This is a genomic window from Sphingobium sp. B2, from assembly GCF_007693735.1.
Classification (GTDB): Bacteria; Pseudomonadota; Alphaproteobacteria; order Sphingomonadales; family Sphingomonadaceae; genus Sphingobium; species Sphingobium xenophagum.
Window position 1 is genome coordinate 610,497 of record NZ_VDBZ01000001.1, and the last position, 23,781, is coordinate 634,277.

The window sequence follows — 23,781 nt, forward strand, 5'->3', positions numbered from 1 at the left end:
CAGCCTGCCACCCGTCATTAGCACCCCACTTCCGGGCGTCGGCAACGGCGTCCGGTTTCCTTTTTCATTCTGGAGAATTGGCACCATGAAGGCGCTGATGAAGACCACCAAGTCGGCGACGCCGGCGACGGTCGAAAAAAAATGGGTCCTGATCGACGCGGAAGGCCTTGTGGTCGGCCGTCTCGCTTCGACCGTGGCGAACATCCTGCGCGGCAAGCACAAGCCCAGCTTCACGCCCCATGTCGATTGTGGTGACAATGTCATCATCATCAATGCTGGCAAGGTGAAGTTCACCGGCAAGAAGCTGACCGACAAGGTTTATTACAAGCACACCGGCTATGCCGGCGGCATCAAGGAAACCACCCCGGCCAAGATTCTGGAAGGCCGTTTCCCTGAGCGCGTGCTGGAAAAGGCGATCGAACGCATGATCCCGCGTGGCCCGCTGGGTCGCCAGCAGATGCGCAACCTGCGCGTGTTCGGCGGCGCCGAGCATCCGCATGAAGCCCAGAACCCCGAAGTGCTCGACTTCGCGTCGCGCAACCGCAAGAACAAGGTGGGTGCATAATGTCCGATAACCGCCAGTCCCTGTCTGATCTCGCACAGATCGCTGCCGAAGCTGCCGCGGCTCCGGCTGCCGCGCCTGCCGCTGCGCAAGCGCCTGCTGCGGACGTTGCCGCCGACGCGCCCATCGCGCCGCCTGTGTCGACCATGCCGCTGCGCCAGCAGGAAATCGACAATCTTGGCCGCGCCTATGCGACTGGCCGTCGTAAGGACGCCGTTGCCCGCGTCTGGGTAAAGCCCGGCACCGGCAAGATCACGGTCAATGGCCGCGATCAGGAAATCTATTTCGCCCGTCCGACCCTGCGTCTGGTGATCAACCAGCCGTTCGGCGTCACCGACCGCACCGGTCAGTATGACGTGATCTGCACCGTCAAGGGTGGTGGCCTTTCGGGTCAGGCCGGCGCGGTCAAGCATGGCATCGCCCAGGCGCTGACCAAGTATGAACCGGCGCTGCGCAGCGCGGTCAAGGCCGAAGGCTTCCTGACCCGCGACAGCCGCGTTGTCGAACGTAAGAAGTACGGCAAGGCGAAGGCCCGCAAGAGCTTCCAGTTCTCGAAGCGCTAAGCGTTTCAGCTACTGTCAGACGATCGAGAAGGGGCCGGTTTTCCGGCCCCTTTTTCGTTGCGCGCTATGAGGGGGGACGGAACGGGAGCGGGGTGTCATCTTCCACCCTCCGTTCGTTTCGAGCGTAGTCGAGAAACCGCGGGCCACGTTTCTCGACTGCACTCCAAACGAACGGCGGAAGGTGAAGCTACGCCCAGCCGCCCGCTCACCCCTGCGCGCGAACAGCCTTGCGGCTGGCCAGGCCCATCATCACGAAGCCGGCAATGGCTGCGACGATATTGGCGCTGGCCGCGCCCATCGTGCCGTAAAGCGGCAACAGCGCGGCCTGCATCCCCAGCAAGAGCGCGGTCGAGATGAAGGTGATGCGCAGCGACAGACCCGCCCGGTCGGTCGCCATCAGCAGCGGGCGATAGCTGACCCCGATCAGGTCGATGCAGGCGGCGATGCCCAACAGCAGCAGCAGCGGATAGGCGGGCAGAAACTCCCGCCCGGCGATCAGCCCCAGCAGCGGATGGCCGATGGTCAGGATCAGCGCGATGATCACCGCGCCAGCGACCAGCGCCAGCCGGTTCGTACGGCGGAACAGCGCGCCCAGCGCCTCGCCCCCCTGACTGCCGCTGCGTGACAGCTCGACGAAGATGCTGCGCGACAGCAGGCTGGAAATCTTCGTCAGCGAATTGGCAAGCTGGTTGGCCAGGCGATACAGGCCGGCGCCGACTGGTCCGACGAACAGCCCGACCACCAGCACTGCGACCTGCTGTCCCATGGACGACAGGCTGGTCTGGAGGTTGGTGGCGGTCAGGAAGCCGATAATGCCGGGATTTTCTGCCCGCGCATCCAGCGCCCGTCCGGCGCGCCACGCGCCGATCCGCCCGCGCCCTTCGCGCAAAGCGAGCCACCAATAGGCGAGCGCACATAATAGCTCCGCCGCGCCCCAGGCGATCAGAAAGCCGGTGATCGTCGGCATCAGCCAAAGCGCGGCGACCGCGCCGATCATCCGTCCGACCGGGATCATGGTTTCGGCGAGCGCGGCGGAATCGAACCGGTCGAACAGGCGCAATATGCCGGTGGGGCTGGACCGGATCGTGATCATCATCACCATGCAGAACAGCCATGCCTGCCACCCCATGCCCGGCGGCAGTTCCAGCAGGCCGCCAAAGGCCAGGATGATGACTGCGGCAATCGCCCCGCCGACCGCGGCGGAGGCAAGGTCGATCATAATGCAGAAACGCAGCACCCGGTTGAGCGCGTCGCCATTGTCCGCTGCCAGATGGGTCTGGCCATAGCGCACGACGATCTGCCAGCTGTCGAAGCTGGTGATCGTCTTGATGACGGTGGCCGCGCTCAGCACCAGCGCGAACCGCCCGAAATCGGCCACGCCCAGCGTGCGGGTGACGATGGCGAGATAGGCCAGGCTCAAGACCGCGCCCACGCCCTTGCCCCCCAGCAGCCAGCCGGTATTGGCCAATATGCGGGAAAAGCCGTCCTGTGCTGCGCCGGGCTTGAACATCAACCAACCAGGTCCTTCAAACTGACCGCGACGTGCTCCTGCGCAGGCAGGAGCCCAGTTCCTCGCTCCGATCTGGGCTCCTGCCTGCGCAGGAGCACGCTGCGCTTTAAGCGCCCACTGAACCGAGTGCAAACGCCGCCTTTTTTTCGGCCAATTTCCCTTCTAAAGACCCGCGCCATGACCATCACCAAAGCCATCATCCTGTCCGCCGGGCAAGGATCGCGCCTGTTGCCGCTGACCCGCGACGTGCCCAAATGCATGATCGACTTTAACGGCCGCACCCTGATCAGCTGGCAGATCGCCGCGCTGGTCGCCAATGGCGTGACCGACATCGTGGTGGTGACGGGGTTTCGCACCGAACGGGTCGAGGATCATGCGCTGCAATTGTATCGCGAGACCGGCGCGCGCATCCGCTGCGTGTTCAACCCCTTCTTTCAGGTGGCCGATAACCTTGGCACCTGCTGGATCGTGCGGGAGGAGATGGACCGGGACTTCATCATCCTGAACGGCGACACCATCGTGTCGGACGAAATCGTCGCGAAGCTCATAGCCGGGACGCAGGATGCGATCACCGTGACAGTCGACGTGAAGCCCGACTATGACGATGACGACATGAAGGTGAACCGCGACGAGAGTGGTCGCCTGCACCATATCGGCAAGCGGCTGCTGCCGCCCGACACCAACGCTGAATCGATCGGCATGCTGGCCTTCACCGGCGAAGGCCCGGCAATCTTCCGCAACCAGATCGACCAGATGATGCGTACCCCCGAAGGCGTCGAACGCTGGTATCTGCGCGCGATCGACATCATCGCCAAGGGCAACCGGGTCGGCACCGTGTCGATCGAGGGGCTGGAATGGCAGGAGGTCGACTTCCATCAGGATGTCGAGGCGGCGACGGCATTGACCGCGAAATGGGTCGCCGAGGGGCGCTACGGGCGATAAGAGCGGCAGTCGTCAAAGAGACTGCCGGTTACTTCATTTCGGTATCGAAATGAATTTGCAGCCACGCTTTTACATTGTCCAGCTCACTGTCGAGCTTGACCGCAGGCCCAAGGTCCGGCTGCCCCGGCCACCCCGCATCCGCCACACGCACACCCGCCGCGCTGCGTGTCCCTTCATAGCGGGGGATGACATGGAAATGGACGTGGGGGTCAACCATCATCAGCATCAGATAGTTGATCTTCGCATAGCCCACCGCCTTGGTCAGCGCCGCCTCGATCGCAGCGGTGACGGTCTTGAGTTCGGCATGGGCGTCGCCAGGCAGGTCGCCAAACGCCGTCGCGTCGCTTTTGGCCGCCAGGATCAGCGACCCCAGCGTCGGCTGGGCCGGGCGGAGCAGCACGACCCAGTGGGTGAACTCCGCGATCAGCGTGGCGGGCCAGCCGAATTTCTCGATCGTGGGGTTCATGACCGGGCTTGCTCCATCCAGCTGACGATTGGCTGCCCGGACCGCCTGACGGCATAGGCTTGCGCCAGCCGCACGGCATGGACGATCAGGGAAATGACCGTCCACCAGGCCAGCGCGATCAGGCCGATGTCGGGTCGCCCGAACAGCAGCGACACGAACAGGATGACCATATTGGGGTTGCGCCGCGCGGTGATCAGGCGGAACTGGCTGTCGAAGCGCTGCCAGACATGGATGTCCATGCCGAAATCCTTGAGAAACATCCCCTCGATCAGCCGTTGCAGCACATAGCCTGCGATCACCGCCGCCATCACCAGCGCGAAGGTCCGGGTCGACAGCGCCAGCCCCCAATAGGCCAGTCCGGTCCCCCAGAAATACCACCAGAAGGGCGGGTGGACCAGATCGACACCATGGTCGATCACATTGCCCCATTTGGACGATGTGATGGTGCAACGCGCGAGTTTGCCGTCCACCGTGTCGAGCACCATGAAGATGAAGCCGGACAGGAAGCCGGTCCAGTACATGCCCTGCGCGAACAGCCATGTCGCAAGCAGGCACAGGGTCACGCCGATCACCGAAACCATATTCGGGGTCATGCGCAGCTGCGCCGCGATCCGCGTCAGCACCAGCGCCAGTTCGGGCCAGAGATATTTGGTCAGCAGGTCGGTCACGCCCTTATAGGCGCCGAAATAGCTGCGCCGCTCAATCTCGCGCCGGGTTGCCGGGGTCAGCCGCTGGATGAAGGGGCAGTCGAGTTTGCGCAGCTGACGGTTGTAGATCAGCGGGCCGTCCCGATAATCGATGATGGTCAGCGTGGCCCGGTGCGCGGCGATCTGATCGGTGGATGGCGCTATCGACCGGGGGAGGTGCGCCATGACAAGCGCGTCGCCGTCCATGACGACCATCCCCGGCGAAGCCAGAACATGGCGCAGCCAAACCGGATCGAACACATAGTCCAGATTGACATGAAGGCGCGCGTCGGTTGCTTCGGGATCAGCCGTCATGCCCTCTGCGCGCGCCAGTCTTGCCAGCCGTTCGGCGTTGGTCATACCCCACAACAGGGCAGGATTGGCACCGATCAGCGACAGGCTGGGGGGCGACGATGCAAGGGGGGTGGTCATATTTCGCTCTTACCGGCTGGGCCGTCATTTTCAAGGAATGCGGCGATGGCGTCTGCACCGCGTCGTGCCGCACCGGTGGGATCGCCCCCAACCGATTCCGCGAGGCGCAGGCGCTGCGCATCGATATAGTGGGGGTGCCGCGTTGCCGCCCGGTCCAGCGCCTGTTGCAGGTCTGACAGATCGTCCAGCACGTCGCCCAGCGTCCAGAACAGATAATCCGCATCGCCCTGCCACTGCACGCCATGGGCATTCAGGAACAGGCAGGGGCGCGGTATGGCCAGAAATTCATACACCTGACTGCTGACGTCACCCAGATAAATGTCCGCTCCGATCATATAGCTCATGTCGAACAGGCGATCCGAATCGAGATCGATCATGACCTTGCCAGGGATGGCGAGCGCGGTGATGGCGTCCCTTGCCGATTGCGGCGCATCGGCAAACAGGCGGACATGCGGCGCGACAACCAGATTGTAGCGATCCTGCGCGCTGAACCAGGCGATGACATCCTGCCCGAACCGATCCCAGGAGGATAGGGAGCGGCGGAAATGCGGGGCGTAGACCACAGTTGGTCGATCATTGTCGAACAGCGGCACCCGTCGTCGCTGCATCTGCGCCATCAGGTCCAGTTTGACATAGCCGTTGGTCGCATAATGGCCGGGGCGGATCGTCCCAGCCTCCAGCAACCGCTGCTCGCTCTTTTTCCCGCACACCAGCACGAAATCGAAATGCCGGTCGCGCGGGTCCAGCATGATCGCCCGGTCGCCCGCGCCATGGGGCGTGAAGATCAGGCTGGTGTGGCGCGGCAGCAGGTGGCGGACCAAGGTGGTGGTACGTTCCGGCACGACAATCGCATCGAACCTGCGCAGAAAGGGAAGCGCGCTCAGCAGGGTGAGCAAGCGCGAATGACGGCCGATGCCGATCGCGCGCAGCAAACGGGTGATCCGGCCCCGACCCAGCAAATGCACATCCGGCGCGAACGCCGGGTAAATATCGGCCAGACGTTGCATGACGCGCACATGCGCTTCGCTGGCCAGCGCGATGGTCGGGCGATGACCCGCGGCTGCCATTTCTGCTGCAATCGGCAGGGCATGAAACAGGTGATGGGGTTCGCCAATGAACAGGAAAAGGACGCGCATGAATGGCCGTATCAGGGGGTGGCGCCCTCTTGCCACGGGCGGCCTGGATTGACCAGATGCAAGCAAACCTGGCATGCGAACTCGTGCGTAAACACAATGGTGCAGCTTGACTAAGCGGTCCCTATATTGTTCAGGGGCGTGGAAACGGGATAGCAGGACTTATTCAGATGGCCGAATTTGCGTTGCCCAAAAACAGCAAGATCAGCGGCAAGGGTGTGACCCACCCCGCACCCGCAGGCGCGACGAAGGTGCGCAGCTTCAAGGTGTATCGCTACGATCCCGACTCCGGGCAGAACCCGCGTTACGACACCTATGAGATTGATCTCGACAATTGCGGCCCGATGGTTCTGGACGCGCTGATCAAGATCAAGAATGAATATGATCCGACGCTGACCTTCCGCCGGTCTTGCCGTGAAGGGATTTGCGGTTCCTGTTCGATGAACATGAACGGCAAGAACGGGCTGGCCTGCACCACCGCGATCGAGGAATGTTCGGGCAAGGACGTGCGGATCACGCCGCTGCCGCATATGGATGTGATCAAGGATCTGGTTCCTGATTTCACCCATTTCTACGCGCAGTATAATTCGATCCAGCCCTGGCTCAAGACCGTGTCGCCGCCGCCGTCGGGCAAGGAGCGGCTCCAGTCGCCCGCCGATCGCGAGAAGCTGGACGGCCTTTACGAATGCATTCTGTGCGCCTGCTGTTCGACCAGCTGCCCGTCCTACTGGTGGAATTCGGACAAGTTCCTCGGCCCGGCCATCCTGTTGCAGGCCTATCGCTGGCTGGCGGACAGCCGCGATGAATATACCGGCGATCGTCTCGACGAATTGGAAGACCCCTTCCGCCTGTATCGCTGCCACACGATCATGAACTGCGCGAATGTCTGCCCCAAGGGTCTGTCCCCGGCCAAGGCGATCGCCGAAACCAAGAAGATGATGGTCGAGCGGCAGCTCTGATTGTCGTGAGTAAGACCGAGGCGATGGCTTCCGCCGTACCGGCGGAGGATTGGAGCGGTTGGCGGCGCTGGGGCGATTCGGACAGCGTCGATTTCCCCTCGGTGATCGGCAGCGGTTATGCGCGCAGCGACGCCCCGGGCAAGGCGCGGGTCGCGCTGGAGGTGCGACCGCAGCACATGAACCGCTTTGGCAATATGCACGGCGGTTTTGCCGCAGGCTTTGCCGATCACGCCTATTTCATCGCGCTCTGGGCGATGGGGCGTGAGGATCAGATGGCCGCGCTCACCATCGACCTGTCGATGCAATATCTGGGACTGGGCAAGCGCGGTTTGACGATGATCGCCGATGTCGAACTGCTCAAGGAAACGGGCAAGATGCTGTTCCTGCGCATGACGATCGCGCAGGGCGATGGTTTGATCGCGGCCTCTACCGCTACATTGCGCAAGGTCATTGTGGCCAAGTGACAGGTGTGGTTGCCCGATATGAGGCGCTGATCGCGGCTGGCGAATTGCGCGCCGATCCCGATCAGCGCGCGGCGGCGTTGCGACTCGACACCTTGCAGCAGCAATTGGAGGCGGTTCCCGCACGCGGTTCGACGCTGTGGAAGCTGCTTCGCAAAATGCCTGAGCCGCCGCGCGGCCTCTACATGTGGGGTGGGGTCGGTCGCGGCAAGTCGATGCTGATGGACCTGTTCTTCGACACGGTGAAGATCCAGCGCAAGAAGCGCGCGCATTTCCATGAATTCATGCTCGACGTCCATGCGCGGCTGGCGGAGGCCCGCAAGTCGGAGAAGGGCGATCCGATCCCGCCGGTCGTGGAGTCGCTGGCCGACGAGGCGCGCTTGCTCTGTTTTGACGAGATGGTCGTCAACAATATGGCTGATGCCGCGATCATGTCCCGCCTGTTTACCGGGCTGCTGGAAAAGCGGGTGACGATCGTCACGACGTCCAACCGCGAACCGGACGAACTCTACAAAAATGGACTTAACCGTCAGCTTTTCCTGCCCTTCATCGACCTGATCAAGGATCGCCTGGACGTCCTGACGCTGAACGGCCCGACCGACTATCGCCGCGACCGACTGGGCGACGCGACCTTGTGGCACTGCCCCAATGGCGAAGCGGCGACGGTCGCGCTCAGCACGGCATTTTTCCGCCTGACCGATTATCCCCCGTCAGACCGCGCCCATGTGCCCTCGGAGGACATAAAGGTGCAGGGCGGGCGGACGCTCCATGTGCCAAAGAGCCTGAAGGGCGTGGCGGTCTTTTCGTTCAAGCGGTTATGCGCGGAGGCGCGCGGCGCCCCCGACTATCTGGCGATCGCCCGGAAATATCATACAGTGATCATCGTCGGTATCCCGGTCCTGGGGCCGGAGAAGCGCAATGAGGCCGCGCGCTTCGTGACGCTGATCGACTCGCTCTACGAGTATAAGGTGAAGTTGCTGGCGTCGGCGGACGCGGAACCGGCGCGGCTCTACCCGGAGGGAGACGGCGCGTTCGAATTTGAACGGACCGTGTCGCGACTGATGGAAATGCAGTCGGACGATTATCTGGCGCTGGGCCACGGTCCCAAATAGGTACCGCAACGGGCACGGCCCGCCGTGCGCTGCCGTCATCATGACGCAATCTTCTTGCTGAAAACGGGGAAAAACAGACCGGATGCTCTCCGTCGGGAAAGCATCCGGCAGGATACCGCTGCAGGGACAGCTCGACGGCCAGGGTGGGAGCCGGGAGCGACAGGGTGTTGCTGCTCTTATCGCAATTGCGAATGAGTTGCAAAGATAATTTGCTCTTACGGCCTTTGTTAGTTGAAACCCCTGCATTATCGGCTTAAGCGGGCCATCAATTCCAGAGTTTACGTCTTGGAGGATGACAGACATATGGCCCGTAACAAGATCGCGCTCATCGGCGCTGGTAACATTGGCGGCACGCTCGCGCATCTCGCGGCCCTGAAGGGGCTGGGCGATATCGTCCTGTTCGACGTCGTGGAAGGCGTGCCACAGGGCAAGGCGCTCGACCTGTCCCAGTGCGCTTCGGTCGAAGGCTTCGACGCCAAGATCACCGGCAGCAACGATTATGCCGATATTGCTGGCGCCGATGTCATCATCGTGACCGCCGGTGTTGCGCGCAAGCCGGGCATGAGCCGCGACGACCTGCTGGGCATCAACCTGAAAGTCATGAAGGCGGTGGGCGAAGGCATTGCCGCCAACGCGCCCGACGCCTTCGTCATCTGCATTACCAACCCGCTCGACGCGATGGTTTGGGCGCTGCGCGAATTTTCGGGTCTGCCGCACAACAAGGTCGTCGGCATGGCCGGCGTGCTGGACAGCTCGCGCTTCAATCACTTCCTGGCCGAAGAATTCAACGTGTCGGCCAAGGACGTCACCAGCTTCGTGCTGGGCGGCCATGGCGATACCATGGTGCCGGTGATCGAATATTCGACCGTCGCCGGTATCCCCGTGCCTGACCTCATCAAGCAGGGCCGCTCCACTCAAGAGCGTATCGACGCCATCGTTCAGCGCACCCGTTCGGGCGGCGGCGAAATCGTCGCGCTGCTCAAGACCGGCTCTGCCTTCTACGCGCCCGCCACCAGCGCGATCGCGATGGCGGAATCCTATCTGGGCGACAAGAAGCGCCTGCTGCCCTGCGCGGCCAACCTGACCGGCCAATATGGCGTCGACAATCTCTATGTCGGCGTGCCTGTCATCATCGGCAAGGATGGCGTCGAGCAGGTCATCGAAATCGAACTCAACGACGAAGCCAAAGCCAATCTTCAGGTTTCGGTCGACGCCGTCAAGGAACTGCTGGAAGCGTGCAAGGGTATTGATCCCTCGCTCGCCTGACACTTCAGAGCTGCACCATCCCGTTTCAGGTAAGTGCGCAGCCTGAAACGGGATGCATTCGACCAAGTGCCACGTCCACAGAATGTAAAGGGACACGCATGTCCATTCTGGTGAACAAGAACACCAAGGTCATCACCCAGGGGATGACCGGTGCCACCGGCACCTTCCACACCGAACAGGCGCTCGCCTATGGCACCCAGATGGTTGCCGGGGTCACGCCGGGCAAAGGTGGTTCGACTCATATCGGCCTGCCCATGTTCGACACGGTGCTGGAAGCCAAGACCAAGACCGGCGCGGATGCGTCGGTCGTTTACGTGCCGCCGCCATTTGCGGCCGATTCGATCCTGGAAGCGATCGACGCGGAAATTCCGCTGATCATCTGCATCACCGAAGGCATCCCCGTCCTCGACATGGTCCGCGTGAAGCGCGCACTGTCGGGCAGCAAGTCGCGCCTGATCGGCCCGAACTGCCCCGGCGTGCTGACCCCCAACGAATGCAAGATCGGCATCATGCCCGGCAGCATTTTCAAGGCGGGCAGCGTCGGCGTCGTGTCGCGTTCGGGCACCTTGACCTATGAAGCGGTGTTCCAGACGTCGAACGCTGGCCTGGGTCAGACCACGGCGGTCGGCATTGGCGGCGATCCGGTCAATGGCACCAACTTCATCGACGTGCTGGAACTGTTCCTGGCCGACGACGCCACCGAATCGATCATCATGATCGGTGAAATCGGCGGTGACGCGGAAGAGCAGGCGGCGCAGTTCCTGATCGACGAAGCCAAGAAGGGCCGCAAGAAGCCGATGGCTGGCTTCATCGCCGGTCGCACGGCGCCTCCGGGCCGCCGCATGGGCCATGCCGGCGCGATCGTGTCGGGTGGCAAGGGCGACGCGGAAAGCAAGATCGCCGCGATGGAAGCGGCGGGCATCAAGGTTGCGGCCAGCCCGTCCGAACTGGGCACGACCCTGCTGGAAGTGCTGAACGGCTGATCAGGCCTGTAAGGCGGCCGGGCTGCACCCCGGCCGTCCTTTGCCCGACCGCGACTGCACGCGGCACGGATGGGATATGATGATGGGTTACGAAAACCAGGATTTTGAAGTCGAGCAAGGTCCAAGCTGGGCGCGACCCAACTGGCCGCTGGCGGATACGGACGACCTGACTGGGGCGATGGACCCGACCCAGATGCAGGTGGCCGTAAAGGCCGCCGCCAAGTCTGCGGGCAAGTCGGTGTCGGACGCCGACATAGCGCAGGCGGCAGAGGACGCCATTCGCGCGCAGATGTTGATCCGCACCTATCGCGTGCGCGGTCATCTCGCCGCCAATCTCGATCCGCTTGGGCTGACCCAGCGCGACTTGCCGGCCGATCTGACACCGGAATATCATGGCCTGACCGATCCGGCCAAAAAGATATTCCTGGGCGGTACGCTGGGCCTGCAATTCGCGACCGTGACCGAAATCGTCGCGATCCTGCGCGCCAATTATTGCGGCAATGTCGGCCTGGAATATATGCACATCGCCGATGTGGAGGAACGCCGTTTCCTTCAGGAGCGGATGGAAGGCAAGGACAAGGAAATCATCTTTACGCCAGAGGGCAAGAAGGCGATCCTGGCCAAGGTCATCCAGGGCGAACAATATGAAAAGTTCCTGGGCCGCAAATATGTCGGCACCAAGCGTTTTGGTCTGGACGGCGGCGAATCGATGATTCCTGCGCTCGAGGCGGTCATCAAATATGGCGGCCAGTCGGGCATACGTGAAATCGTCTATGGCATGGCCCATCGTGGCCGCCTGAACGTGCTGGCCAACGTGATGGCCAAGGGCTTTCGCGTCATCTTCCACGAATTTTCCGGCGGCACCGCGAACCCGGAAGATGTCGGTGGTTCGGGCGACGTCAAATATCATCTGGGTACATCGACCGACCGCGAATTTGACGGGGTCAAGGTCCACATGTCGCTGGTCCCCAACCCCTCGCACCTTGAAACCGTCGATCCGGTGGTGCTCGGCAAGGTGCGTGCGCAGCAGACGTTCCGCGACGATCTGGCCAAGCATGAGCAGGTTTTGCCGGTGCTGATCCATGGCGACGCGGCCTTTGCGGGCCAGGGTATCGTCTGGGAATGCCTCGGCTTTTCCGGGGTTGCGGGCTACAATACCGGCGGTTGCATCCATTTCATCGTCAACAACCAGGTCGGTTTCACCACCAGCCCGCAATTTTCGCGCGGCTCGCCCTATCCGTCCGACGTGGCGAAGGGTGTGCAGGCGCCGATCCTGCATGTGAATGGCGACGATCCCGAAGCGGTGACTTTCGCCTGCAAGCTGGCGGTCGAATATCGCCAGACCTTCCATCGCGACATCGTAATCGACATGTGGTGCTATCGCCGCTTCGGCCATAATGAAGGCGACGAGCCGTCATTCACCCAGCCGCTGATGTATGCGAAGATCCGCCAGCATCCGCCGGTCAGTGAAGTCTACGCCACCCGCCTGAAGGCGCAGGGGGTGGTCGACGATGATTATGTCACCAAGACGACGGGCGACTTCGTCAACCATCTGGAAGACGAGTTTGAGGCGTCCAAAAGCTATAAGGCCAACAAGGCCGACTGGTTTGCGGGTCGCTGGTCGGGGCTGCACAAGCCTGCCGATGCTGAAACCGCACGCCAGAGCGTTGAATCGGCGATCAGCCCCAAGCTGTTCGACAGCCTGGGCAAGACGCTGACCACCGTGCCGCAGGGCCACACCGTCCACAAGACGCTTCAGCGCGTGCTGGATGCCAAGGCGGAGATGTTCAAGTCGGGCGCGAATTTCGACTGGGCGACGGGCGAGGCGCTGGCCTTTGGCTCGCTCCTGTCGGAAGGCTATGGCGTGCGACTGTCGGGGCAGGATTCCGGTCGTGGCACGTTCAGCCAGCGCCATTCGGTCTGGGTCGACCAGAATACGGAGAAGAAATATATCCCGCTGTCGACCGTGCCCCATGGCCGGTTCGAGGTGCTGGATAGCCCCTTGTCCGAATATGGCGTGCTGGGCTTTGAATATGGCTATGCGCTCGCCGACCCCAAGAGCCTGGTGCTGTGGGAAGCGCAGTTTGGCGACTTCGCCAATGGCGCGCAGATCATCTTCGACCAGTATATCGCATCATCGGAAACCAAATGGCTGCGCTCAAACGGCCTCGTCTGCCTGTTGCCGCATGGCTATGAAGGGCAGGGGCCGGAACATAGTTCGGCGCGTCTGGAGCGCTTCCTGCAACTGTGCGCGGAAGGCAATATCCAGGTCGCCAACATCACGACGCCGGCCAATTATTTCCATGTCCTGCGTCGCCAGATGTTGCGCCCGTTCCGCAAGCCGTTGATCATCATGACGCCCAAGTCTCTGCTGCGGCACAAGCTGGCGGTAAGTCAGGCGCAGGACTTCCAGGGCGATACGCACTTCATGCGCATCCTGTCGGATACCAACCCGGCGCCGGACGCGGAAACGGAGCGTCTGGTCCTGTGTTCGGGCAAGGTCGCCTATGACCTGATTGAGGCGCGCGATGCGGCGGGTGACAAGAATACCCAGATCGTGCGTATCGAACAGCTTTATCCCTTCCCGACCGAAGCGCTGGCCATCCGTATCAAGCGGATGACCAATCTGACGGAAGTGATCTGGTGCCAGGAAGAACCGCGCAACAATGGTGCATGGTTCCATGTGGAGCCTTATATCGAGGAAGCGCTGGCAAGTGCCGGCAAGGCGCCGATGCGCGCCCGCTATGCCGGTCGCAAGGCATCGGCGTCGCCCGCCACGGGCCTCGCCAAGCGCCATGTCGCCGAACAGGGCGCCCTCGTCGCCGATGCGCTGGGTCACAGCGTTCGTGAAGAAATCCGTCGCCAGAAGAAAGGCTGAACAAGCTCATGGCCACCGAAGTCAAAGTCCCTACCCTGGGCGAATCCGTTACCGAAGCAACCGTGGGCCAGTGGCTCAAAAAGCCCGGTGAAGCCGTCGCGCTCGACGAGCCTATCGTCAGCCTGGAAACCGACAAGGTCGCGGTAGACGTGCCCGCGCCGGTCGCAGGCACGCTGGGCGACATCATCGCCAAGGAAGGCGATACGGTGAATGTCGGCGCACTGCTGGCGCTGATCAACGAAGGTGCAGCCGCTGCTGCCGCGCCTGCCGCTGCACCCGCCGCCAAGGCGGAGGCCGCCGCGCCTGCACCGGCCGCTTCGGCCCCCGCGCCTGCTGCATCGGACGATGAGGAAGGCGGCAATCTGACCCTGTCGCCCGCCGTGCGCCGTCTGGTGCTGGAGCATGGGCTGGACCCCAGCAAGATCAAGGGCACCGGCAAGGACGGCCGCCTGACCAAGGATGATGTGACGGCGGCTGTAGCGGCTGGCACGGCGAAGGCGGCGGCCGCGACGGCGGCGGATTCGGCCCCTGCGGCAACGGCAACGGCACCGGCGTCCGGTCCCGGTCGCGCGCAGGAACGGGTCAAGATGACCCGCCTGCGCCAGACGGTCGCCAAGCGCCTGAAGGAAGCGCAGAATAATGCGGCGCTGCTGACCACCTTCAACGATGTCGACATGAGTGCGGTGATCGAGGCGCGGGCCAAATATAAGGACCTGTTCGAAAAGAAGCATGGCGTCCGTCTGGGCTTCATGGGCTTCTTCACCAAGGCCGTCTGCATGGCGCTGAAGGACATTCCGGGCGTCAACGCCCAGATCGAGGGCGACGAGATCGTCTATAACGATTTCTGCGACATTTCGGTCGCGGTGTCGGCACCGACCGGTCTGGTCGTTCCCGTCATCCGCAACGCGGAAAGCATGAGCGTGGCGACGATCGAAAAGACGATTGGCGACTTTGGCCGCAAGGCGAAGGAAGGCAAGCTGACCATGGAAGATATGAAGGGCGGCACCTTCACCATCTCCAATGGCGGCGTGTTCGGCAGCCTGATGTCCACCCCGATCATCAACCCGCCCCAATCGGCAGTGCTTGGCCTCCACCGCATCGAGGATCGTCCAGTGGTGCGCGACGGTCAGGTCGTGGTGCGTCCGATGATGTATCTGGCGCTGTCCTATGACCATCGTCTGATCGACGGTCGCGAGGCGGTGACCTTCCTGGTCGCGGTGAAGAATGCGATTGAAGATCCGACCCGTCTGCTGATCGACCTGTAAGGCTTATTTCCCACGTGCTCCCGCGAACGCAGGAGCCCAGGGCGGAGAAATGCAACGAAAGCGGGATATGTCTATCTGATGGCCAGCCGACGCAATGGCACCGTCTATCTGGGTGTTACAAGCGATGTGGCTGGCCGGGCATATCAGCATCGAAACGCTTTGGTTGAAGGCTTTACGAAGCGACATGGCTGCACCATGTTGGTGTGGTTTGAGTCATATGATGATTTGCAGGAAGCGAGGCTTCGCGAACTGCAGATGAAGAAATGGAAGCGCGCCTGGAAGATCGAGTTGATCGAACGGGAAAATCCGCAGTGGCGGGATTTGTTCGAGACGCTGTTCTGACGACGCCCTGGGTTCCTGCGTTCGCAGGAACACTATGAGGAAGAAGAACGATGGCCGAGTATGATTATGACGTTCTGGTGATCGGCGCTGGCCCAGGCGGCTATGTGGCCGCGATCCGGGCGGCGCAGCTGGGCCTGAAGGTCGCGTGCGCGGAAAGCCGTGAGACGCTGGGCGGCACCTGCCTTAACGTGGGCTGCATCCCGTCCAAGGCATTGCTTCATGCGTCGGAACTCTATGACGAAGCGGCCAACGGCACGCTCGCCAAGCTGGGCGTCAAGATCGACAAGATGAGCCTCGACCTGCCGACCATGCAGGGGCAACGGGTCGACGCGGTCAAGGGTCTGACCGGCGGCATCGAATTTCTGTTCAAGAAGAACAAGGTGACCTGGCTCAAGGGGCTGGCGAGCTTCACCGGCGCAAACACGGTTGCAGTCGGCGGCGAAACGGTGACGGCGAAGAATATCGTTATCGCCACCGGATCGTCGGTCATGCCGCTGCCGGGTGTCGAGGTGGACAATGCCGGCGGCCAGATCGTCGATTCGACCGGTGCGCTGGAACTGGACAAGGTGCCGGGGCATCTGGTCGTTGTCGGCGGCGGCGTCATCGGCCTGGAACTGGGCAGCGTGTGGCGTCGGCTGGGGGCCAAGGTCACAGTCGTGGAATATCTGGACCAGATTCTGCCCGGCATGGACGGCGAAATCCGCAAGGAAGCCAACAAGATCTTCAAGAAGCAGGGCTTTGAATATCGGCTCGGCACCAAGGTGACCGGCGCGAAGGCGGGCAAGAAGGGCGTGACCCTGACCGTCGAGCCTGCTGCGGGCGGCGCGGCCGAAACGATCGAGGCGGATGTGGTTCTGGTGTCGATCGGCCGTCGCCCCAATACGGATGGATTGGGCCTCGACAAGATCGGGCTGGAACTGAACAAGCGCGGCCAGATCGAAACCGATCATGAATTCGCCACCAAGGTGCCCGGCGTCTGGGCGATCGGCGACGTGATCCCCGGCCCCATGCTGGCCCACAAGGCCGAGGATGAGGGCATTGCCGTTGCCGAGAATATCGCGGGCCTGACCGGCATCGTGAACCATGACCTGATCCCCGGTGTCGTGTACACCAAGCCTGAAATCGCAGGCGTCGGCTTGACCGAGGAACAGGCCAAGGAAAAGGGACCGATCAAGGTCGGCAAATTCCCGATGATGGCCAACAGCCGCGCCAAGACCAATCATGAGCCGGACGGCTTCGTGAAGGTCATTGCTGACGCTGAGACCGACAAGGTGCTGGGCGTGTGGATCATCGCCGTACCGGCAGGCACCATGATCGCGCAGGTCGTGCAGGCGATGGAATTTGGCGCATCGAGCGAGGATATCGCCTATACCTGCCACGCCCATCCGACGCATAGCGAGGCGATCAAGGAAGCGGCGATGGCGGTGACCGGCAAGCCTATCCATATGTGATTGCTGCCGTCAGTCGGCAAATAGGAAGAGGGCCTTCGCATTGCGGAGGCCTTTTTCACGACCGGGATGGAAGCAGATCCTGATAAAACCTCCGTTCGTTTCGAGCGAAGTCGAGAAACGTAGCACCACGGTTTCTCGACTTCGCTCGAAACGAACGGGTCAAGGTGAAGTCATCCGACTCTAAAAATCAGGTCGCCTCTTCGCCTGAAAGGCAGCCACGCCCTCGGCAAAATCGGGCAGGGTGAAGGCGTCGCGGAACATCGCCAGCGTCACCTCGTCATCATCGGCCTGACCGTCCAATATGCGACGGATAATCGCCTTGGACGCGCGTACGCTGTGCTGCGCGTTGGTGGCGATGGTGCGGGCCAAAGCCGTTGCGGCGGCGAAGGGATCGTCGGCGATCTCGTCGATCAGGCCGATGGCGAGGGCATCGTTCGCGCCGTGCAGCGCGCCGGTGAAAAGGATGCGTCTGGCACGGGCCGGACCCACCAGATCGACCAGCAATTTGGTGTCGAACAGCGAATAGACGATGCCGAGCTTCGCAGGCGTGATGCCCAGCCGGGCGGTGGGGGCGGCGATGCGCAGGTCGCAGGCGATGGCGAGGCCGCAACCGCCGCCGACACAATCGCCGTCAATGGCCGCGATCACCGGCTTTGGCGCATGGGCGAGCGCATATTGGCTGGCGCGGATCGCGGCCTGATTGGCTATGCGCCAGGCTTCGTCGCTGCTGTGCCGGGCAAATTCGCCGATGTCCGCCCCGGCGCAGAAAATGCCGGGCGTGGCGGAACTGAGGATCAGGACGCGGACGGCGTCGTCGGTCATCGCCTGCGCCACCAGCACGGGCAGCTCTTCCCACATCGCCTGCGTCATGGCGTTGCGACGCGCCGGGCGGTCGATCAGCAGGCGGGCGATGGCCCCGTCCCGCTCCAGCCGCAAGCTCATGTGGGCCAGCTTTGCAGGAGCGGGACGAGATCGTCGAAATGGTCGATGACGGCGTCGGCCGCCAGATCCTCGACCGGGCCGTCGAGGAAGCCGAAGCTGACCGCGACGCTGGGGATGCCCGCATTGCGCGCGCCCGCTATGTCGTTGATCGTGTCGCCGATGAAGATTGTCCGGCCACCGCCCGCGCGTTCGATCATGGCGCGGATGGGGGCGGGATCGGGCTTGGCGACGCCCACCGTGTCGCCGCCCACGATGCTGGCGAAACGCGGGGTCAGGCCAAGCTGATCGATCAGCGGAATGGTGAAGCGCTCTGCCTTGTTGGTGCAGATGGCCAGCTTGACGCCTGCCGCGGCCAGCGCGTCCATCGCGGCGATCAAGCCGGGATAGGGGACGGAACGGGCGCTGAGATTATCCTGATAATAGTCGAGCAGGACGGGGAGCAGTCGGGCGAGCGTCGCGTCGTCATAGCCGCCCGACGCACCCAGCGCGCGTTCGAGCATGACCTTCGCGCCCTTGCCGACAAAGGGGCGGATGGCCTCCACCGGGAAAGGCGGTCGGTCGATCGTCGCGATGGCGTGGTTGACGGCGGCGGCAAGGTCGCCGCTCGTGTCGATCAACGTGCCGTCCAGGTCGAAACCAACAATATCGAAATTTATGTTTGCCATGGCCGCGCCATGCCGCGAGCGCGGTGGCAAAGGCAAGCCAAACATGGCAGAGCCGAAGGCCACAGACCCATTTTCGAGGGACACAGATATCGTGACCGCCAGCCGTCCAGTCGCCCGCTCATTGGCCGTCGTCATCCTTGCCGCCGGTCAGGGCACACGCATGAAATCGTCGTTGCACAAGGTGTTGCACCCGGTTGCGGGACGCCCGATGCTGCTGCACCTGCTGGCGAGCGTCGCGGCGCTGGAGCCGGAGCGGCAGGTCGTGGTGGTCGGCGCTGGCCGGGAACAGGTCGAGGCGGCGGTGGCGGGCACCGGCGCGGTGATCGCGGTGCAGGACAAGCAGCTGGGCACCGGCCATGCCGTTGCACAGGCACATGATGCCCTGGCGGGATTCGCGGGCGATGTGTTGATCCTCTATGGCGACGTACCGCTCGTGAGCGGAGCGACGATGCGGGCGATGCTCGATCGGTTGAACCGGGGGGACGATCCGCGCGCGGTCGTGCTGGGGTTCCGACCGGACGACGCTGCCGCCTATGGCCGGATCATTGCCGATGGGCAGGGCATCATCGGGAAGATGGTGGAATATAAGGACGCCAGTGAGGCCGAACGGGCAGTCACTTTGTGTAATAGCGGGCTGATGGCGGTGCGATCGACCGATCTGTTCGTCCTGCTGGACCAGATCGGCAACGATAATGCCGCTGGCGAATATTATCTGCCCGACATCATCATGCTGCCCGGTGCGCCCAGTGCGGTGATCGAGACGGACGCGTGGGAAGTGGCGGGCGTCAACAGCCGGGTCGAACTGGCGGGCGTGGAGGCAATGTGGCAGGCGCGCCGCCGGGTAGAGGCGATGCGCGAAGGAGCGACGCTGGTGGCGCCGGAGACGGTGTTCTTCGCCCATGACACGATATTGGGCCGCGACGTGGTGGTGGAACCGAACGTCGTGTTCGGGCCGGGCGTGCGGGTAGCGGACGGGGTGGTCATCCACGCTTTTTCCCATCTGGAAGGGGCCAGCATTGAAAGCGGCGCGGCTGTCGGCCCCTATGCACGGCTGCGGCCCGGTGCGCAGATCGGCGTCAAGGCCAAGGTCGGCAATTTCGTCGAGATCAAGAAGGCGGTACTGGGCGAAGGGGCCAAGGTCAACCATCTGTCCTATATTGGCGATGCCAGCGTGGGTGCGGGGGCCAATATCGGCGCGGGCACGATCACCTGCAACTATGATGGGTTCTTCAAATATAAGACCGAGATCGGCGCGGGCGCCTTCGTCGGGTCGAACAGCGCGCTGGTCGCGCCGGTGACGATCGGCGATGATGCGATCGTGGCGGCGGGAAGCGTGGTGACGCGGAATGTGGAGGCCGACGCGCTGTGTCTGGTCCGACCCGCGCAGGAAGCCAAGCCGGGCTGGGCCAAGCGGTTTCGTGCGCGGATGATGGCGAAGAAGGCGGCGAAGTGAGAAAAGGCTGCGTGCTCCCGCGCAGGCGGGAGCCTAGATCGGAGCGTGGGACTGGGCTCCCGCCTGCGCGGGAGCACGTTGTGGGATGAAGCTGGTCCAGCGGCATCCCTGGTTGGCGGGACTGGTCTGTACGCTGATCCTGATTCTGGCAGGGGCTGGCTGGCTGATCCTGAACGCCAGCGCCATGCCGCAGGTTCGGCTGGCCGAGATCGCGCTGCCTTTCCCGGCCGACGCGGCGCGCGATCCTGTTACCGTCGCGCTGCTGACCGATACGCATATGTCCGGGCCGGACAACAGCCCGGCGCGGATGGCGCGGATCGTGGCGCAGATCAACGCGCTGCGCCCGGGCCTTATCCTGCTGGGCGGTGACTATATTGGCGATGACAAGGGCGGGGCGACCTATGATGCGCGGGCAAGCATCGCACCGCTCGCCGGGCTGCGCGCGCCGCTGGGCGTGGTGGCGGTGCTGGGCAATCATGACAGTCGTAGCGCATTGAACCGTGTTGCGTTGAGCAGTCGGGACTGGGCGGTGGCTTTCTCGCGGATCGGCATCACCCTGTTGCAGGATGGCGTGGTGCGGCGCGGGCCGCTGGTGATCGGCGGGTTGAAGGATATTTATACGCGAAAGCCCGACCTGCCCGATACGATGACAGCGATGACGCGAATGGGTGGCGCGCGGCTGATCCTGTCGCACGGGCCGGATGTGTTTCCCGCTCTGCCGAACACGCCGTCGCTGACACTGGTGGGACATACCCATTGCGGGCAGGTGGCTTTGCCCTTTGCCGGGATCGTCTATGTGTCGTCGAAATATGGGACGCGCTATGGTTGCGGCCTGTATCGCGATGGAGCCAAGACGATGATCGTCGCGGCCGGGATCGGCACTAGCGGATTGCCGTTCCGGTTGCTCGCGCCTCCCGACATCTGGTTGATCACGATAAAGCCGACACCGAACTGAACATATTAAACTGAACGCGCCCCACCTTGACGGGAGTGGCCATTGCCGTGACACGCAATACTAACGATTATCCGGCACAGACGCCGGGCATCCGCGTCCCTTATCAACTCTGAAAGGCTCCCCCGGCTCATGTGCGGCATCATTGGCATCATCAGCAACAGCGACGTGGCGGAGCGGCTGGTCGATGGGCTAAAGCGGCTGGAATATCGCGGCTATGACAGCGCAGGGGTCGCCACCATTCATGACGGAGCGATCGAGCGGCGACGGGCGGAGGGGAAGCTCGCCAATCTGGTGACCGAATTGCGCGACGAGCCGCTGCCCGGCACGACCGGCATCGCGCATACACGATGGGCCACGCATGGCGCGCCGACGACCAGCAACGCGCATCCTCATGCGACGCGCGAAGTGGCGCTGGTCCACAATGGCATTATCGAGAATTTCAAGCCGCTGCGCGCCGAACTGATGGCGCGGGGGCGCATTTTCGACAGCCAGACCGATACCGAGGTGGTGGCCCATCTGGTGAGCGAACTGGTGGAGCAGGGGGCGTCGCCCAAGGAAGCAGTGCGCCAAGTGTTGCCGCGTCTGCATGGGGCGTTCGCGTTGGCGATCCTGTTCCGCAGCCATCCCGACATGCTGATCGGCGCGCGGCTGGGATCGCCTCTGGTGGTCGGCTATGGCGATGGTGAGACCTATCTGGGGTCGGATGCCTTGGCGCTGGCGCCGCTGACGCAGAAGATCGCCTATCTGGAAGAGGGCGACTGGGTCGTCATCACGAAAAATGGCGCCGAGATTTTCGACAAGGATAATGTGCCGGTCGAGCGGGCCGTGACGGTCTCCGGCGTGTCGGGGGCGATGATCGACAAGGGCAATCATCGCCACTTCATGCAGAAGGAGATTTACGAGCAGCCGGTCGTCGTCGCCCAGACGCTGCGCGCCTATCTGCGCCGGATGGAGAATGAGGTCGCCATGCCGGACATGGATTTCGATCTGGGGGCGGTGAAGCGCATCACCATCGTCGCCTGCGGCACCAGCTTCTATGCCGGGATGGTCGCCAAATATTGGTTCGAGAAATTCGCCCGCGTGCCGGTCGATATCGATGTCGCGAGCGAGTTCCGCTATCGCGACCCGGTACTGGAACCCGGCGGCCTGGCGCTGTTCATCAGCCAGTCGGGCGAGACGGCCGATACGCTGGCGGCGCTGCGCCATGCCAGGGCCGCGGACCAGATCATCGCGGTGGTGGTCAATGTCCCGACCAGTTCGATGGCGCGCGAGGCCGACCTGTTGCTACCGACCCATGCCGGGCCGGAAATCGGCGTGGCGTCGACAAAGGCCTTTACCTGCCAGTTGGCGGTGCTGGCCGCGCTGGCCGCCAATCTGGCGCGGGCCAAGGGGCTGTTGACCCCGGCGGAAGAAGCCGAGATCGTCTGGCACCTGTCCGAAGCCCCGGCCGCGATGAACGAGGCGCTGGGCCATGATGGCGACATAGAGGCGATGGCGCACCTGATCGCCCCGGCGCGTGACGTGCTGTATCTGGGGCGCGGGCCGGATTATCCGATGGCGCTGGAAGGGGCGCTCAAGCTCAAGGAAATCAGCTATATTCACGCCGAGGGCTATGCGGCTGGCGAGATGAAGCATGGCCCGATCGCGCTGATCGACGAGGCGGTGCCGGTGATCGTGATCGCGCCGTCAGGCCCTCTGTTCGAGAAAACCGTGAGCAACATGCAGGAAGTGCAGGCGCGGGGCGGCAAGGTCGTACTGATTTCGGACGCGGAAGGGATCGCACTGGCAGGCGAGGGCTGCATGGCGACGATCGAGATGCCCAACGTCCACCCGCTGATCGCGCCTTTGGTCTATGCGGTGCCGGTGCAATTGCTGGCCTATCATGTCGCGGTGGCCAAGGGGACTGATGTGGACCAGCCACGGAATCTGGCGAAGAGTGTTACGGTGGAGTGAGCGGGGGATGCGGGTCCGGGTCAGTTGACGATCGGAAGCTGCCACCCACTAGCGTTCGGGCTGAGCTTGTCGAAGCCCTGTTCTTTCTTGCAGTGGGTAAGAATGCACGGAGAAAGTGCGGCCCTTCGACAGGCTCAGGGCGAACGGGGTTGCGGGGGTGGAAATTGCCCAGAAGCGTCCGCAAATTCCTCCCCAGCAAGGGGAGGGGGACCACGAAGTGGTGGAGGGGTGTCACCCTATCGAGAGGGGGACACCCCTCCGTCTGGCCTACGGCCATCCACCTCCCCTTACAGGGGAGGATGATCGGGAACGACTAAAAGCCGGTCAATCAATTGCAAATAAATCTGGCCCAGAGCCGGACTAAGTAGGGTTTCGTTCCGGTCCATCTAGGGCGGCAGGAACAGTCCACGCAGAAGGCAAATCTGAAAAGTTGCCCCACAGGTTCCACTTTCCATTGGCCGGATCAAACGATGCCAGTCCCCATCGGGGCGGATCAGGCCAGCCGAACCAATCCCGATCAATCAAAAACAAAACTTCATTGCTGAATTCGGCAACGAACCCCATTCCCATCTTTCGCGCCCAATCGTGGTCGTCTCCGAGTGCAGATACCGCGGGCCAGTCGTTTAAGCCCGCGCGCCGCCAAGCAAGCGGCCAGCTTGCGCGTTCGCGAAACCCCTTCTTCATGGAATGAGATCGCAAAAAGCCCGACCTCCATGGGTTTGATTCCCAGACATTATCGAGTTGGCTCCTCGTGCCCAATCGCCTCCTTTATGCTCCGAAAGCCGGCAGGCCGCCACCCACC

General features: G+C 62.8%; 22 protein-coding genes. 15 read left to right on the forward strand and 7 right to left on the reverse strand.

All coding sequences use genetic code 11. The annotated features are described in order from the left end of the window. Positions 1–85: 85 nt before the first annotated feature. Positions 86–565 carry a 50S ribosomal protein L13 gene (gene rplM, locus FE851_RS03075; protein WP_017182643.1) on the forward strand — a complete coding sequence of 160 codons (480 nt, stop codon included), beginning with the start codon at positions 86–88 and terminating at the stop codon, positions 563–565. Beyond that, positions 565–1,125 (forward strand): 30S ribosomal protein S9, encoded by a 561-nt coding sequence (gene rpsI, locus FE851_RS03080; RefSeq protein ID WP_017182644.1) that lies wholly within the window; start codon positions 565–567, stop codon positions 1,123–1,125. The genes rplM and rpsI overlap by 1 nt, the downstream gene beginning before the upstream one ends. A 205-nt stretch (positions 1,126–1,330) precedes the next feature. Here rpsI and FE851_RS03085 read toward each other — a convergent pair whose 3' ends face one another. Continuing rightward, complete coding sequence (locus FE851_RS03085) at positions 1,331–2,635, reverse strand: lipopolysaccharide biosynthesis protein (protein ID WP_130752753.1); 1,305 nt, start codon at positions 2,633–2,635, stop codon at positions 1,331–1,333. Positions 2,636–2,812: 177 nt separating this feature from the next. Here FE851_RS03085 and FE851_RS03090 point away from each other — a divergent pair, with 177 nt between their 5' ends. Continuing rightward, complete coding sequence (locus tag FE851_RS03090) at positions 2,813–3,577, forward strand: sugar phosphate nucleotidyltransferase (protein ID WP_017182646.1); 765 nt, start codon at positions 2,813–2,815, stop codon at positions 3,575–3,577. A gap of 28 nt (positions 3,578–3,605) precedes the next feature. Here FE851_RS03090 and FE851_RS03095 read toward each other — a convergent pair whose 3' ends face one another. The 3 genes from FE851_RS03095 to FE851_RS03105 are packed head-to-tail and all read right to left on the reverse strand — an operon-like array spanning position 3,606 to position 6,297. Next, positions 3,606–4,043, reverse strand: coding sequence for an HIT family protein (locus FE851_RS03095; protein WP_145199736.1), 438 nt, complete (start codon positions 4,041–4,043; stop codon positions 3,606–3,608). Continuing rightward, a complete protein-coding gene (locus tag FE851_RS03100; protein WP_145199739.1) occupies positions 4,040–5,161 on the reverse strand; it encodes a CDP-alcohol phosphatidyltransferase family protein in 1,122 nt (373 codons plus the stop codon). Before FE851_RS03100 ends, FE851_RS03095 begins: the two co-directional genes overlap by 4 nt. After that, complete coding sequence (locus FE851_RS03105) at positions 5,158–6,297, reverse strand: hypothetical protein (RefSeq protein ID WP_145199742.1); 1,140 nt, start codon at positions 6,295–6,297, stop codon at positions 5,158–5,160. Before FE851_RS03105 ends, FE851_RS03100 begins: the two co-directional genes overlap by 4 nt. A 167-nt stretch (positions 6,298–6,464) precedes the next feature. On the opposite strand from FE851_RS03105, the gene FE851_RS03110 reads away from it, so the two are divergent. The 9 genes from FE851_RS03110 (at position 6,465) to lpdA (ending at position 17,011) form a co-directional block, all read left to right on the forward strand. Next, the gene (locus FE851_RS03110; protein WP_017182650.1) at positions 6,465–7,253 is read left to right on the forward strand and encodes a succinate dehydrogenase iron-sulfur subunit; all 789 of its coding nucleotides are present in this window, start codon (positions 6,465–6,467) and stop codon (positions 7,251–7,253) included. Between the two features lie 23 nt (positions 7,254–7,276). After that, on the forward strand, positions 7,277–7,717 hold the full coding sequence (locus FE851_RS03115) for a PaaI family thioesterase (RefSeq protein WP_130752754.1): 441 nt from the start codon (positions 7,277–7,279) through the stop codon (positions 7,715–7,717). Beyond that, positions 7,714–8,826: a cell division protein ZapE gene (gene zapE, locus FE851_RS03120; RefSeq protein WP_145199745.1), complete on the forward strand. Its 1,113-nt coding sequence runs from the start codon at positions 7,714–7,716 to the stop codon at positions 8,824–8,826. The genes FE851_RS03115 and zapE overlap by 4 nt, the downstream gene beginning before the upstream one ends. Before the next feature lie 303 nt (positions 8,827–9,129). Then, the gene (gene mdh, locus FE851_RS03125) at positions 9,130–10,092 is read left to right on the forward strand and encodes a malate dehydrogenase (RefSeq protein WP_017182653.1); all 963 of its coding nucleotides are present in this window, start codon (positions 9,130–9,132) and stop codon (positions 10,090–10,092) included. A gap of 98 nt (positions 10,093–10,190) precedes the next feature. Continuing rightward, entirely contained in the window at positions 10,191–11,075 is an 885-nt protein-coding gene (gene sucD / locus FE851_RS03130) for a succinate--CoA ligase subunit alpha (RefSeq protein ID WP_145199748.1), read from the forward strand. An 82-nt stretch (positions 11,076–11,157) separates the two neighbouring features. After that, positions 11,158–13,953, forward strand: coding sequence for a 2-oxoglutarate dehydrogenase E1 component (locus FE851_RS03135; RefSeq protein ID WP_145204052.1), 2,796 nt, complete (start codon positions 11,158–11,160; stop codon positions 13,951–13,953). 8 nt (positions 13,954–13,961) lie between these two features. Beyond that, on the forward strand, positions 13,962–15,218 hold the full coding sequence (gene odhB, locus FE851_RS03140) for a 2-oxoglutarate dehydrogenase complex dihydrolipoyllysine-residue succinyltransferase (protein WP_145199751.1): 1,257 nt from the start codon (positions 13,962–13,964) through the stop codon (positions 15,216–15,218). A 78-nt stretch (positions 15,219–15,296) separates the two neighbouring features. Next, a complete protein-coding gene (locus FE851_RS03145) occupies positions 15,297–15,560 on the forward strand; it encodes a GIY-YIG nuclease family protein (protein ID WP_145199754.1) in 264 nt (87 codons plus the stop codon). A gap of 50 nt (positions 15,561–15,610) precedes the next feature. Beyond that, positions 15,611–17,011: a dihydrolipoyl dehydrogenase gene (gene lpdA, locus FE851_RS03150; protein ID WP_145199757.1), complete on the forward strand. Its 1,401-nt coding sequence runs from the start codon at positions 15,611–15,613 to the stop codon at positions 17,009–17,011. Between the two features lie 180 nt (positions 17,012–17,191). On the opposite strand, the gene FE851_RS03155 is transcribed toward lpdA, so the two are convergent. After that, positions 17,192–17,953, reverse strand: a complete 762-nt coding sequence (locus FE851_RS03155; protein ID WP_145199760.1) for an enoyl-CoA hydratase/isomerase family protein — start codon at positions 17,951–17,953, stop codon at positions 17,192–17,194. Next, the gene (gene gph, locus FE851_RS03160; protein WP_186378736.1) at positions 17,950–18,618 is read right to left on the reverse strand and encodes a phosphoglycolate phosphatase; all 669 of its coding nucleotides are present in this window, start codon (positions 18,616–18,618) and stop codon (positions 17,950–17,952) included. The genes FE851_RS03155 and gph overlap by 4 nt, the downstream gene beginning before the upstream one ends. 160 nt (positions 18,619–18,778) lie before the next feature. Between gph and glmU the strand changes: the two genes are divergently transcribed. The 3 genes from glmU to glmS all read left to right on the forward strand — a co-directional run bounded on the left by glmU (position 18,779) and on the right by glmS (position 22,979). Further along, the gene (gene glmU / locus FE851_RS03165; protein WP_261370967.1) at positions 18,779–20,071 is read left to right on the forward strand and encodes a bifunctional UDP-N-acetylglucosamine diphosphorylase/glucosamine-1-phosphate N-acetyltransferase GlmU; all 1,293 of its coding nucleotides are present in this window, start codon (positions 18,779–18,781) and stop codon (positions 20,069–20,071) included. 85 nt (positions 20,072–20,156) lie between these two features. Continuing rightward, positions 20,157–21,026: a metallophosphoesterase gene (locus tag FE851_RS03170; RefSeq protein WP_145199765.1), complete on the forward strand. Its 870-nt coding sequence runs from the start codon at positions 20,157–20,159 to the stop codon at positions 21,024–21,026. Positions 21,027–21,155: 129 nt separating this feature from the next. Continuing rightward, a complete protein-coding gene (gene glmS, locus FE851_RS03175; RefSeq protein WP_145199768.1) occupies positions 21,156–22,979 on the forward strand; it encodes a glutamine--fructose-6-phosphate transaminase (isomerizing) in 1,824 nt (607 codons plus the stop codon). Positions 22,980–23,339: 360 nt separating this feature from the next. Here glmS and FE851_RS03185 read toward each other — a convergent pair whose 3' ends face one another. Beyond that, positions 23,340–23,663: a hypothetical protein gene (locus tag FE851_RS03185; protein ID WP_145199774.1), complete on the reverse strand. Its 324-nt coding sequence runs from the start codon at positions 23,661–23,663 to the stop codon at positions 23,340–23,342. Positions 23,664–23,781: the final 118 nt, after the last annotated feature.

Coding starts and splice junctions, on each gene's coding strand:
- rplM (WP_017182643.1), top strand. CDS start 86: ATGAAGGCGCTGATGAAGACCACCAAGTCGGCGACGCCGGCGACGGTC.
- rpsI (WP_017182644.1), top strand. CDS start 565: ATGTCCGATAACCGCCAGTCCCTGTCTGATCTCGCACAGATCGCTGCC.
- FE851_RS03085 (WP_130752753.1), bottom strand. CDS start 2,635: ATGTTCAAGCCCGGCGCAGCACAGGACGGCTTTTCCCGCATATTGGCC.
- FE851_RS03090 (WP_017182646.1), top strand. CDS start 2,813: ATGACCATCACCAAAGCCATCATCCTGTCCGCCGGGCAAGGATCGCGC.
- FE851_RS03095 (WP_145199736.1), bottom strand. CDS start 4,043: ATGAACCCCACGATCGAGAAATTCGGCTGGCCCGCCACGCTGATCGCG.
- FE851_RS03100 (WP_145199739.1), bottom strand. CDS start 5,161: ATGACCACCCCCCTTGCATCGTCGCCCCCCAGCCTGTCGCTGATCGGT.
- FE851_RS03105 (WP_145199742.1), bottom strand. CDS start 6,297: ATGCGCGTCCTTTTCCTGTTCATTGGCGAACCCCATCACCTGTTTCAT.
- FE851_RS03110 (WP_017182650.1), top strand. CDS start 6,465: ATGGCCGAATTTGCGTTGCCCAAAAACAGCAAGATCAGCGGCAAGGGT.
- FE851_RS03115 (WP_130752754.1), top strand. CDS start 7,277: ATGGCTTCCGCCGTACCGGCGGAGGATTGGAGCGGTTGGCGGCGCTGG.
- mdh (WP_017182653.1), top strand. CDS start 9,130: ATGGCCCGTAACAAGATCGCGCTCATCGGCGCTGGTAACATTGGCGGC.
- sucD (WP_145199748.1), top strand. CDS start 10,191: ATGTCCATTCTGGTGAACAAGAACACCAAGGTCATCACCCAGGGGATG.
- FE851_RS03135 (WP_145204052.1), top strand. CDS start 11,158: ATGGGTTACGAAAACCAGGATTTTGAAGTCGAGCAAGGTCCAAGCTGG.
- odhB (WP_145199751.1), top strand. CDS start 13,962: ATGGCCACCGAAGTCAAAGTCCCTACCCTGGGCGAATCCGTTACCGAA.
- FE851_RS03145 (WP_145199754.1), top strand. CDS start 15,297: ATGGCCAGCCGACGCAATGGCACCGTCTATCTGGGTGTTACAAGCGAT.
- lpdA (WP_145199757.1), top strand. CDS start 15,611: ATGGCCGAGTATGATTATGACGTTCTGGTGATCGGCGCTGGCCCAGGC.
- FE851_RS03155 (WP_145199760.1), bottom strand. CDS start 17,953: ATGAGCTTGCGGCTGGAGCGGGACGGGGCCATCGCCCGCCTGCTGATC.
- gph (WP_186378736.1), bottom strand. CDS start 18,618: ATGGCAAACATAAATTTCGATATTGTTGGTTTCGACCTGGACGGCACG.
- glmU (WP_261370967.1), top strand. CDS start 18,779: ATGAAATCGTCGTTGCACAAGGTGTTGCACCCGGTTGCGGGACGCCCG.
- FE851_RS03170 (WP_145199765.1), top strand. CDS start 20,157: ATGAAGCTGGTCCAGCGGCATCCCTGGTTGGCGGGACTGGTCTGTACG.
- glmS (WP_145199768.1), top strand. CDS start 21,156: ATGTGCGGCATCATTGGCATCATCAGCAACAGCGACGTGGCGGAGCGG.
- FE851_RS03185 (WP_145199774.1), bottom strand. CDS start 23,663: ATGAAGAAGGGGTTTCGCGAACGCGCAAGCTGGCCGCTTGCTTGGCGG.